General features: G+C 32.7%; 8 protein-coding genes and 1 tRNA gene. 6 read left to right on the top strand and 3 right to left on the bottom strand.

Annotation, left to right across the window (positions count from 1 at the left end; all coding sequences use genetic code 11):
• Positions 1-14 precede the first annotated feature (14 nt).
• Positions 15-1,517, bottom strand: coding sequence for a Fic family protein (locus Q7C23_RS05580; RefSeq protein ID WP_375031575.1), 1,503 nt, complete (start codon positions 1,515-1,517; stop codon positions 15-17).
• A gap of 320 nt (positions 1,518-1,837) precedes the next feature.
• Positions 1,838-1,912: transfer RNA gene (locus Q7C23_RS05575), tRNA-Val, on the bottom strand.
• A 264-nt stretch (positions 1,913-2,176) separates the two neighbouring features.
• On the opposite strand from Q7C23_RS05575, the gene Q7C23_RS05570 reads away from it, so the two are divergent.
• Together Q7C23_RS05570 and Q7C23_RS05565 are read left to right on the top strand one after the other, a co-directional pair.
• Positions 2,177-3,967 carry an ABC transporter ATP-binding protein gene (locus Q7C23_RS05570; RefSeq protein WP_375031574.1) on the top strand — a complete coding sequence of 597 codons (1,791 nt, stop codon included), beginning with the start codon at positions 2,177-2,179 and terminating at the stop codon, positions 3,965-3,967.
• Between the two features lie 40 nt (positions 3,968-4,007).
• Entirely contained in the window at positions 4,008-5,315 is a 1,308-nt protein-coding gene (locus tag Q7C23_RS05565; protein ID WP_375031573.1) for a porin, read from the top strand.
• A gap of 89 nt (positions 5,316-5,404) precedes the next feature.
• On the opposite strand, the gene Q7C23_RS05560 is transcribed toward Q7C23_RS05565, so the two are convergent.
• Entirely contained in the window at positions 5,405-6,574 is a 1,170-nt protein-coding gene (locus tag Q7C23_RS05560) for a proline dehydrogenase family protein (protein WP_375031572.1), read from the bottom strand.
• A 267-nt stretch (positions 6,575-6,841) separates the two neighbouring features.
• Between Q7C23_RS05560 and aroB the strand changes: the two genes are divergently transcribed.
• From aroB to Q7C23_RS05540, 4 genes are all read left to right on the top strand, one after another.
• The gene (gene aroB / locus Q7C23_RS05555) at positions 6,842-7,909 is read left to right on the top strand and encodes a 3-dehydroquinate synthase (protein ID WP_375031571.1); all 1,068 of its coding nucleotides are present in this window, start codon (positions 6,842-6,844) and stop codon (positions 7,907-7,909) included.
• Positions 7,910-8,207: 298 nt separating this feature from the next.
• Positions 8,208-9,611: a decarboxylase gene (locus Q7C23_RS05550; RefSeq protein ID WP_026985070.1), complete on the top strand. Its 1,404-nt coding sequence runs from the start codon at positions 8,208-8,210 to the stop codon at positions 9,609-9,611.
• 98 nt (positions 9,612-9,709) lie between these two features.
• The gene (locus Q7C23_RS05545; protein ID WP_194658961.1) at positions 9,710-10,678 is read left to right on the top strand and encodes a deoxyhypusine synthase family protein; all 969 of its coding nucleotides are present in this window, start codon (positions 9,710-9,712) and stop codon (positions 10,676-10,678) included.
• Positions 10,679-10,687: 9 nt separating this feature from the next.
• Complete coding sequence (locus tag Q7C23_RS05540) at positions 10,688-11,095, top strand: DNA primase (protein ID WP_375031570.1); 408 nt, start codon at positions 10,688-10,690, stop codon at positions 11,093-11,095.
• Positions 11,096-11,142: the final 47 nt, after the last annotated feature.

Genomic DNA, 11,142 nt, shown 5'->3' with positions numbered 1-11,142 from the left:
TTTGATCAAATGTTTTATTCGTTTATGTGTTTTTTCTTTAAGAATACTTGATCATAAGCTTGTTGCATTTGCTCTATTTCATCATCACTCAGCTCCTTGTAAAAATCACGTTTACGACTTGCCAGTTTTCCTTTGTTTTGATGAAGAAACAAAATCATACGGTCAACTTTATTATCGGGCATATCAACTATGTTTTGTATATCGTCTTTAAGTTTATCATAGCATTGAAGAAAATACAGTTCTTCTGGAATATCATTATTAACTGTAGCTTGTATTGCTCTTGCCCAAAACACGGTATGATTGGTTAGATCTGGAAATCGATATATCGCTTCTATTTCTGAAGCGTTATTAACAATCATCTTTCCTGTATCATCAAGATTATATTTTACCTTTCGTTCAATCAATTTAGAAAGTAACTCTAAAATAGTGTCGTATTCACCCATATTGGCAAGTATTTGAGCAGAAACAGGAAGTATCGTTCCATTAGGTACAATACCGTCACGTACCAGAATATCATGAATAAGAAAACGATGAATCCTTCCGTTACCATCTTCAAATGGATGGATATATACATATCCAAATGATACCATTGAGGCTTTTATAATTGTTTTAGTAGAACTGTTTTTTTTATTTAAGTCGAGTATCCCTTGCATCAGAGATTTTACATATTCTGGAGGAGGGCATACGTAATGTACTTTCTGTGTATAGTCTCTCATTGTTTGACCAATATAGTTTTGAAAGTTCCTAAAACTATCATCTGCATATCTAGGATCAACTATGATGTTTTGTAAACGTACCAATTCGGTTTCTGATAATGATTCTTCAAAAGTTTTTTGTCCTGCTTCTTCCAGTAATGCTATGAACTTTTCCATTCTGTCTTGTGATGGTTCTTCTTTCTCTATTTCACTGGAAGATTTTGATTCTTTTTTATAAAGATAATAGCTTGCTCGTTTAAAAATTTCTGGAGAATATTCGTGTTTTAGATTTTCAATAGCTTCTTCAATATTCCAATCGAGTAATTCGCTAAGTTCAGCAGTTCTTCTTATTATAGGGCAGAATTTGTTTTGCCCTAGAAGATTATCATTTACTTTCCATTTAGTTATTTTTGTAATATCTCCAGTTATATATCGAGATGAGTTTAATATATTCTCGTAATTAGTTGCAGTAATTTCAATTTGAATAGATTTACCTCCAGTAAACTCATATAAGTAACCAATGATTCTTGGATATTTTCTATTTGGATTTTCTCTGATGTAGTCAACTATAATTTGGTGATCAACAGAGGTGAAAATTTCCTTGATGAATGCGAGGTTAAAATCATCATATTTCAATGCGAATTCTAAGTGAGACATTGGATGGTCAATATTTACATCATATTTCGATTTGAATGTTCGTACAACGGAATTTGTTGAACTTAATTCGGTCTTATCCGTTGTTCCGATATATGATTCATGCGTCAGTTGAAAACCTTGAATATTTAGTTTTTCCTTAAGCCATGTAAACCCTACTTTTTTCATTTACTTTCTGTTTTTTGAGGTAAAACTAATTTCATAAAGGTAAATTTAGTTTTTATTATCAAAAAAAGGGTAAAATTGTTTTGATTTAACACCAAACTATTTTATTATTTGCTTTTTGGGTAAAATTGGTTTAGTGGGGGTAAAATTAATTTTAAAATAATTTTCAGGGTAATTTTGGTTTTTATAAACCATAAAAGTAAAATAATGGAGGACTTTGCGTAAAAACTTGCTAAATTTTGACCCTAAATCTGTAATTAATTTTGATCCGATTTAGAGAAAAAAAAACGCCAATGTCTTCCATTGGCGTTTTTTGTCTTTTGTGGGCGATGAGGGGTTCGAACCCCCGACCCCCTCGGTGTAAACGAGGTGCTCTGAACCAGCTGAGCTAATCGCCCTATTTTACTAGGTTGCTATCGTTTGTGATTGCGAGTGCAAATATACAGCTAGAATTCGTATTTGCAAGTGTTTTTCGAAAAAAAGTGAAAATTTTTTTAATGTTTTTATTTATTAAGCTATTTTTCAGCTTCTTAAAAAGGAAATAAAAATTGTCGCTTTCTTATTATTCAGTTAAAAATCGAAAACTGAAAAGGTAATTTAGAATATTCTTTTGTATTCACTCGTTAGAGTCTTACATTTGCATACCTTAATAGTATACTCAAATGGCTAGATTTCAAGAAAACGATTTACCTAAAGCTAAATTAGACTCTAACTCCCTTCAAAAAGCAATCCGAATTTTTAAATATGGTAAAGGCCATAAATGGAAATTTTTCCTTGGCTTGATTTTCCTCTTACTCACTAGTGCCACTGCCCTCGCCTTTCCTAAATTAATGGGAATGCTGGTTGACTGTGTTACCAATAAAGATTTAAGCAGGGCAAATGAAATTGCTGTTGCACTTATGGTAATTCTAACACTGCAGGCTATCTTTTCATTCTTTAGAATTTCATTATTTGTAAATTTTACAGAAAACTCACTTTCAAATATTCGTTTTGCATTATATGAAAATCTGGTAAAACTGCCAATGGGGTTTTATTCTCAGAAACGTGTTGGAGAATTAAATAGCCGTATTAGCGCTGATATTTCACAATTGCAAGACACTTTCACTACAACAATTGCTGAGTTTTTACGTCAGTTTATATTAATTGTTGGAGGTTTTGTTATTTTAGGAAACATTAGCCCGAAATTGACTTTAATGATGCTGGCTATTGTACCGATTGTGGCCGTTGCAGCTGTTATTTTTGGAAGATTTATTCGTAAATACGGAAAAAAGACACAAGATAAAGTAGCAGAAAGTCAGGTAATTGTTGAAGAAACTCTGCAAGGAATTAGCAATGTAAAAGCTTTTGCCAACGAATGGTACGAAATTCAGCGTTACAAAAATAAGATTAAAGAAATTGTAAAAATCGCTATCAAAGGCGGTCAATATAGAGGTTACTTTGCATCATTCATTATTTTATGCCTTTTTGGATGCGTGGTTGCCGTTGTTTGGTATGGAATTACATTGACAATTAAAGGAGAAGTTGAAGGTGTGGGTGATTTAATTTCGTTCGTGCTTTACACCACTTTTATTGGTGCTTCTTTTGGTGGAATTGCCGAGATGTATGCTCAAATTCAAAAAGCAGTTGGAGCTACTGAAAGAGTTTTTGAATTATTAGAAGAAACTCCGGAAGCAATTAACGCCAATCCTAAAACAACACCTATTGAAAAAATTAGAGGTACTGTTTCTTTCAAAAATGTTGCTTTTAGCTACCCTTCCCGTAAGGAAGTCGAAGTTTTAAAAGATGTAAATTTTAGCGCCGAATTTGGTCAAAAGATAGCCATTGTGGGGCCTAGTGGTGCGGGAAAATCTACTATTTCTTCTTTATTACTACGTTTTTACGATATAACTTCAGGAGAAATTCTGGTGGATGGAAAAAACATTTACAATTATGACTTAGAAAATCTTCGTGGAAACACGAGTATTGTGCCTCAGGATGTAATTTTATTTGGAGGAACAATTAGAGAAAACATTGCATACGGAAAGCCAGACGCTACCGATGAAGAGATTATGCTGGCTGCAAAACAGGCAAATGCTTTAAATTTTGTGGAAGGTTTCCCTGAAAAATTTGAAACATTGGTTGGTGAACGCGGTGTGAAATTATCTGGTGGACAACGTCAGCGTATTGCAATCGCAAGAGCTTTGCTTAAAAATCCAAGTATTTTAATTTTAGATGAAGCAACTTCATCTTTAGATAGCGAAAGTGAGAAATTAGTTCAGGAAGCTTTAGAAGTATTGATGGAAGGAAGAACTAGCATTATTATTGCGCACCGTCTTTCGACTATTAGAAACGCTGATAAAATTTTAGTTTTAGATAACGGAAAAATTACAGAAGAAGGAACGCATCAGGAACTTATAAACCTTGAAAATGGTATTTATAAAAACCTTAGTAATCTTCAATTTAGTAATTCTTAATTAACAAAAAATAACATTAACTACCTTTTAAATTATTGAAATGCCACATTTACGAATTATTCTGATTTTATTATTTATTGCTTTAAACTCTATTAATGCTCTCGCACAAGACAAACCTTTCAATGTAGTGAATATCTCCAAAAACGGATCTCAATACATTAAATTCGGAATGAATCTTCAGGTTTGGGGGCGTTATGCTGAATTGAACGCTGGAAGTAAAATTGGCACAAATGAAGTTGATGACACCTATGATATTGTAATCAGAAGATTACGTTTGCAGGCAATGGGAATGCTGACAGAAAACATCTTTTTCCATTTACAATTTGGTCAGAACAATATCAATTTTACACAAAATAACGGACCTTCCAATGCCCCGCTTTCTGTAATGGACGCTTTAGGAGAATATCATTTTAACAAAAGTCTTCATGTTGGTGGTGGATTAACGGCCTGGGGAGCTGGAACAACGCGTTATTCTGCAAACAGTTCTTCTTCTCAGTTAACCTTAGATACTCCAATGTATCAACAGTTTATCAATACATCATCGACTTTCGGAAATAGAAATTTAAGTATTTATGCAAAGGGTGATTTAGGAAAATTTAATTACCGTGCAGCAGTTACTAATCCGTATCGAAATTCAACAAATAATCTAGGACTAAATTCTACAGTAAGTACAGAAACACCAAGAGCTCAATATTCCGGAATTCTAACGTATTCTTTCTTTGATAAAGAATCATTAGAAGACGCCTACCACAAAGGAACGTATTTGGGAACAAAGAAAGTTTTCAATCTGGCATTGGGTTATTTAACTCAGGCAAAAGCAATGTGGCACCTGACTCAGGATACAACGATTGCTTATGACGATATGAAAGTTTTAGGTTTTGATGTTTTCTACGACAGTCCGCTAAGTGAGAAAGGTAATGCTATAACAGCTTATGCTTCTTATAATAATTGTGATTATGGTAAAAACTATATTCAATCTGTATCAACACCAAATCCTGCTGTTGGAGACGGAAGCTTAATTAATGGATCTGGTGCTGGTTTTATTGGAGTTGGGACAGGAAATATCTATTATGCTCAATTGGGTTATTTATTTGCAAAATCAGACAATCAGGAAAAGAAAGGACGTTTTCAACCTTATGTAGCAACTCAAATCGCTGCTTTAGAAGCATTGGATGAACCAATGACAATGTATGAATTAGGAGCAAATTATTATACTACTGGTACTTTTGGTCCGAAAATCAGTTTGAACTATCAAAATAGAGCCGTTTTTGATAAAACGTTAGTTGGTGAGTACAAACAAAGTGATCGTTTAGGTATGGTGGTATTGCAATGCCAGGTTTCTTTCTAAAAATTAGATAAAATTTCAATAAAAAAAAATCCAAATTCCAATCGTGACAATTGGAATTTGGATTTTTTATTCTTTGGAAATTCACTTCTTTATTTCCCTTTTCTTCTTTTGCGTTCTGCTTTAATCATTGATAATTCGCGGCTTGTTTGCCCAGCTACAGAAGTGTTTTCTTCAGCACGACGAATTAAGTATGGCATAACATCTTTTACTGGTCCAAATGGCAAGTATTTAGCAACGTTATAACCATTTTCAGCTAAGTTATAACTGATGTTGTCACTCATACCGTATAATTGTCCAAACCAGATTCTTTGATCGTTTTTAGCAATTCCTCTTTCCTGCATCATCTCCATCAATTTATAAGAACTCAATTCGTTGTGAGTTCCTGCAAAAATTGACATCGTTTCTAAATGGTCTAACATATAATGAACAGCATCATCATAGTTTATATCAGTTGCTTCTTTAGATACGCAAATTGGCGAAACATAGTTTTTCTCTTCCGCTCTTTTGTTTTCTTTTTCCATGTAAGCACCACGAACTAGTTTCATTCCAATGAAAAAACCTTCCGCTTTTGCAATTTCATGTAATCTTTTCAAATAGTCCAAACGATCCCAACGGTACATTTGTAAGGTATTGAAAACAATTGCTTTCTCCTTGTTGTATTTACGCATCATATCGGTAACTAAATCATCCGCAGCATCCTGCATCCAGCTTTCTTCACCATCAATCAATAAAGCAACATCTTTTTTGTGTGCTTCACTACAAACTTTATCAAAACGTGCTACTACTCTATCCCACTCTGCTTGTTCTGCTGGGTTTAAAGTTTGCTTTTCGCCTAATTTTTCATATAATTCAAAACGACCTAAACCTGTTGGTTTGAAAACAGCAAACGGAATTGCTAAACGTTCCTTAGCAAATTCGATTGTTTTTAAAGTCATTTCTAAAGCTGCATCAAATTGAGCTTCTTCTTCTTTTCCTTCTACTGAATAATCTAAAACAGATGAAACGCCTTTTGTAAACATTTTATCTACTACAGTCATGCAATCATCTTCATTTATTCCTCCACAAAAATGATCAAAAACCGTTGCACGAATCAATCCTTCAACCGGAAGGTGCGCTTTAATTGCAAAATTAGTTACAGCAGTTCCAATTCTTACCAAAGGTTCGCTGTCAATCATTTTAAAAAGAAAATAAGCTCTGTCAAGTTCAGTATCACTTTTAAGCGAGAAAGCTACTTGAGTGTTATCGAATATTTTTTCCATTTAGGTTGTTTTTTGTGCAAATATAGAGAGAGTTTTGAATATTATTTATAAAAACGGGTCGTATTTTGCGTTCAATATTGTTAAAGTACTAAAATAGGTTTTAACAAAAGCAACATTTTATAAAATGACAAAAAAATACCACAAAACAGAATTTCGTTATTTAATACCATTTTATTTAAGCCGTTTTTACAACAAATTATAGACAAAGTTTGAATATTATTTAGTTAAAAATGCCGTATTTTGTGGTTTCATAAACCAAAAATAAATATGCAATCTATTCAAGCCAATAATTATCTCGTACATTTCAATCAAAATGCATACGAAGCGCTAAATACACATTTAAAAGAAAATAAATATTCTAACTTGTTTATTATAGTTGATAATGAAACAAATGAACATTGCCTTCCTAAATTTTTACCTTTACTTGAAGCCGATTTAAATATCGAAATAATTGAATTTGAAGCCGGAGAAGCAAATAAAAACATAGAAACCTGCATTCAGATCTGGAATGTTTTAACAGAACTTGGAGCTGATAGAAAATCACTTATAATAAATGTTGGTGGTGGTGTTGTGACTGATTTAGGTGGATTTGTAGCTTCAACTTTCAAACGTGGTGTGAACTTCATTAATATCCCAACTACATTACTATCTATGGTTGATGCTTCTGTTGGTGGAAAAACAGGTGTTGACTTAGGAAATCTTAAAAATCAGATAGGTGTTATTAATGTTCCGCAAATGGTTTTAATTGATACACAATATCTTGAAACATTACCACAAGCCGAAATGCGCTCTGGTCTTGCCGAAATGCTAAAACACGGTCTTATATATGATGCAGCCTATTGGAAGCAGTTTTTAGATTTAAAATCAATTGATTATGCTGACTTTGATGAGCTTATTTATCGTTCAGTTGAAATTAAGAATGACATTGTAATTCAGGATCCAACGGAGAAAAATATTCGTAAAGCATTAAATTTTGGCCATACATTAGGGCACGCAATAGAAAGCTATTTTTTAGAAAGTGAGACTAAAACTACGTTATTGCATGGTGAGGCAATCGCAATTGGAATGATCTTAGAAAGCTATATTTCATTACATAAAGGTTTAATTTCTGCTGAAGAATATGCCGAAATTAAAACAGCTCTTAAAAACATTTACGATGATGTTCAAATTGAAGAAAATGACATCGACCCGATATTAGAACTCCTTATTCATGACAAGAAAAATGAGTACGGATTAATTCAATTTGCCCTGATTGAAGGAATCGGAAAAATAAAAATTAATCAATCCGTTGAAAATAAATTGATTCTAGATGCGTTTCAGGATTATAAATCTTAAACTTTTTTTAATCAAAAGCATTGCTTTAGGTATATATTATTTTTTACATTTGCCACGATGAAAACAAACAAAAAACAAAGACACTTTAGTTCTTATAGAAACCGCCTCAATAGTTCTTTACTAAGAATGTTGAACCGTTTTTATAATAGTAAAAGTCCGTTTTGTTTTGATGTGTTTTCGTGCTCGAAAGCAGAACATGAAAAACTAGAGATAGTATTTGCCAATATTAGGGTTTGAATTTTAGATTTAGCACCGTTTACTAAATTTAAAAATTACAACTTAAAATATTGAAAAATAAATGAATACAAAATATTCCGATCTAATTAATCAGACTTACTACTTTCCACAAGAGGAATTTAAATTAAACAAAGACAACCTACAGTTTCACAATATTGATTTGATGAAATTGGTTGAACAATACGGTACCCCTTTAAAATTTACCTATTTACCACAGATTTCTGAAAACATTAATAAGGCAAAAGCCTGGTTCAGAAAATCGATGGAAAAAAACAAGTACGAAGCAAAGTATTACTATTGCTATTGTACAAAAAGCTCTCATTTTGAATATATTATGAATGAGGCTTTTAAAAATAATATTCATGTTGAAACTTCATCTGCTTTTGACATCAATATTGTTGAGAATTTGTTAGAAAACGGTAAAATCAACAAGAGTACGTATGTAATTTGTAATGGTTTTAAAAGAGACGAGTATATTACCAACATTGCAAGACTAATCAATAACGGACATAAAAACACTATTCCGATCATTGATAATTATGAAGAATTAGATTTGCTTCAGGCTGAAATAAAAGGTAAATTTAAAATCGGAATTCGTATTGCAGCTGAGGAAGAACCTAAATTTGAGTTTTATACATCAAGATTGGGTATTGGATACAAGAACATAGTTTCATTTTATAAAAAACAAATTCAGGAAAATGATAAATTAGAGCTTAAAATGCTTCACTTTTTTATCAATACCGGAATTAACGATACAGCATATTACTGGAATGAGTTGGTAAAATGTATTAAAGTATACATTGCACTTAAAAAGGAATGCCCTACTCTTGATGGCTTGAACATTGGAGGCGGTTTCCCGATTAAAAACTCTCTAGCATTTGAATATGATTACCAATATATGATTGATGAAATTATCAATCAGATTAAAATTGCATGCGATGAAGCCGAAGTTGATGTTCCAAATATTTTTACAGAATTTGGATCTTTTACAGTAGGTGAAAGCGGTGGCGCGATCTATCAGATTTTGTATCAAAAACAACAAAATGATAGAGAGAAATGGAACATGATTGATTCTTCATTCATTACCACTTTGCCAGATACTTGGGCTATAAACAAACGTTTTATTATGCTGGCGGTGAACCGTTGGAATGATACATACGAGCGGGTTTTATTAGGAGGATTGACTTGCGATAGTGACGACTATTACAATTCAGAACAAAATATGAACGCTATTTATTTGCCTAAATACAACAAAGAAAAGCCATTGTATATTGGTTTCTTTAATACGGGAGCGTATCAGGAAACAATTGGAGGATATGGAGGTCTACACCACTGTTTGATTCCACAGCCAAAACATATTTTAATAGATCGTGATGAAAATGGAATTATTGGAACTGAAGTTTTCTCTGAACAACAAACTTCTGACGATGTTTTAAAGATTTTAGGCTACACAAAAAAAGTATAAAAAAAAGCTTGCAAATTAAATGTTAATATCTATTAAATTATTAATTTGCAGTATCATCTAAAAGGTTAAACTTTTAATTCAAAAAAAAAAACAAAAAAATGAAAGGACCAATCAGTCAGTTTATTGAAAAACATTATTTACACTTTAACTCTGCTGCTTTAGTTGATGCCGCAAAAGGATACGAACAACAACTGGCAAATGGTGCTAAAATGATGGTAAGTATGGCTGGCGCTATGAGTACAGCAGAAATTGGTAAAATTTTTGCCGAAATAATTAGACAAGATAAAGTACAAATTATTTCTTGTACTGGAGCCAATCTAGAAGAAGATATCATGAATTTAGTAGCACACTCTCACTACGAAAGAGTGCCACATTATCGTGATTTAACACCAGAAGACGAATGGGCTTTGCTTGAAAGAGGATTAAATCGTGTTACTGACACTTGCATTCCTGAGCATGAAGCATTTCGTCGTTTGCAAAAACACATTTACAAAATCTGGAAAGATGCTGATGATAAAGGAGAACGTTATTTTCCTCATGAATTCATGTACAAAATGTTGTTGTCTGGTGTATTAGAAGAGTATTACGAGATAGATTTAAAAGATAGCTGGATGTACGCTGCTGCAGAGAAAAATTTACCAATTATCGTTCCGGGATGGGAAGATAGTACAATGGGAAATATCTTTGCTTCGTACGTGATTAAAGGCGATTTAAAAGCATCTACCATGAAATCAGGAATTGAATATATGACATTCCTTGCTGACTGGTATCCAAAAAATAGCGCTAACGGAATTGGATTCTTCCAAATTGGTGGTGGTATTGCGGGTGACTTCCCTATTTGTGTCGTACCAATGTTGTACCAGGATATGGAAATGCATGATATTCCGTTTTGGAGTTATTTCTGTCAAATTTCAGATTCAACAACTAGTTATGGTTCTTATTCTGGAGCAGTTCCAAATGAGAAAATCACTTGGGGTAAATTAGATATCAAAACTCCAAAATTTATTATTGAGTCGGATGCAACAATTGTTGCTCCATTAATTTTTGCCTATTTATTAGATTTATAGTATATTTTTATGAAAAGAGTTATAGTAGACTACGCTAAACTTACCAATGAAATTTTGAATCTTTTGGTTGAAAAATTTCCTGATGGTTATGATGATTCGGATGTTATCCGTTTTAGAAATGCTAAAAACGAATTGATCGAAGCTGTTGAAGTTCGTACTGAAGACACTATTTATTTAGTAAAAATTAGTACTAAACTTGCTGATAGAATCGAGAATTACGATGAAGATGACGATATTGATCTTGACGTTGATACTATCGAGCCAGTAAAAGGTCTTGATCTTGATGATGATGCTGACGATGACGAAGAAGATGAAAAAGAAGACAAGCCAGATGTTGATGGTGGTGATGATGACGATGAGGATAGAGATCCGGATGATATTGCTGACGAAGATGATGATGAAGAAGATGAAGATTAATTTATCTCTTTAAAATAATTTAAAGGAACTCTATTTCGGAGTTCCTT

The sequence above is a fragment of the Flavobacterium sp. LAR06 genome, assembly GCF_041946075.1.
Taxonomy (GTDB): domain Bacteria; phylum Bacteroidota; class Bacteroidia; order Flavobacteriales; family Flavobacteriaceae; genus Flavobacterium.
The sequence above is the reverse complement of the archived record's forward strand: the minus strand, read 5'-3'. Positions and strand labels throughout refer to the sequence as shown.

Bases quoted from the DNA above. Each gene is read 5' to 3' on its own strand.
- Q7C23_RS05550 (WP_026985070.1), top strand. From the start codon at position 8,208: ATGAATACAAAATATTCCGATCTAATTAATCAGACTTACTACTTTCCA.
- Q7C23_RS05580 (WP_375031575.1), bottom strand. From the start codon at position 1,517: ATGAAAAAAGTAGGGTTTACATGGCTTAAGGAAAAACTAAATATTCAA.
- Q7C23_RS05545 (WP_194658961.1), top strand. From the start codon at position 9,710: ATGAAAGGACCAATCAGTCAGTTTATTGAAAAACATTATTTACACTTT.
- Q7C23_RS05560 (WP_375031572.1), bottom strand. From the start codon at position 6,574: ATGGAAAAAATATTCGATAACACTCAAGTAGCTTTCTCGCTTAAAAGT.
- Q7C23_RS05540 (WP_375031570.1), top strand. From the start codon at position 10,688: ATGAAAAGAGTTATAGTAGACTACGCTAAACTTACCAATGAAATTTTG.
- Q7C23_RS05565 (WP_375031573.1), top strand. From the start codon at position 4,008: ATGCCACATTTACGAATTATTCTGATTTTATTATTTATTGCTTTAAAC.
- aroB (WP_375031571.1), top strand. From the start codon at position 6,842: ATGCAATCTATTCAAGCCAATAATTATCTCGTACATTTCAATCAAAAT.
- Q7C23_RS05570 (WP_375031574.1), top strand. From the start codon at position 2,177: ATGGCTAGATTTCAAGAAAACGATTTACCTAAAGCTAAATTAGACTCT.